Here is a 467-nt window from a genome sequence, read left to right as displayed (position 1 = left end):
CGCCGCCGGGGTGTGGTGCTCGGCCCGCAACGCGCCGACGGGTTCTCGACGATCTCCGGGCACCTCAATGCCACCGCCCGCGGGTTGTGGGAGGCGGTGCTGGCCAAATGGGGCGGGCTGGGCATGTGCAACCCCGAGGACGCGGTTCCGTGTGTGGCGGGGACTCCGAGTGCTGAGCAGATCGATACCGATGCGCGCACGCTGCCTCAGCGTGGCCATGATGCGTTCTGTCAGGCCGCCCGGCTGGTGTTGGAAACCGACACGCTCGGCCAGCTCAACGGGTTGCCGGTGACGATGCTGGTGACCACCACGCTGGCCGAGTTGGAGCGCCGCGCCGGGGTGGCGGTCACCGCCGGCGGATCGTTGATCGGGATCCCGGAGTTGATCCGGTTGGCCGCCCGCGGCGCCCACCATTATCTCGGGGTCTTCGATGATGCCGGGCGCAGTCTGTATTTGGGGCGGGCCAG

Annotated in this window: 1 protein-coding gene; it reads left to right on the top strand. The window is 69.6% G+C overall.

Annotated features, from left to right (window positions below):
* On the top strand, window positions 1-467 hold a 467-nt coding region (locus tag AC5Y3P_RS22355), incomplete at both ends, for a DUF222 domain-containing protein (protein WP_500048125.1).

It is taken from the genome of Mycobacterium sp. NGS45 (assembly GCF_059812645.1).
The sequence above is the reverse complement of the archived record's forward strand: the minus strand, read 5'-3'. Positions and strand labels throughout refer to the sequence as shown.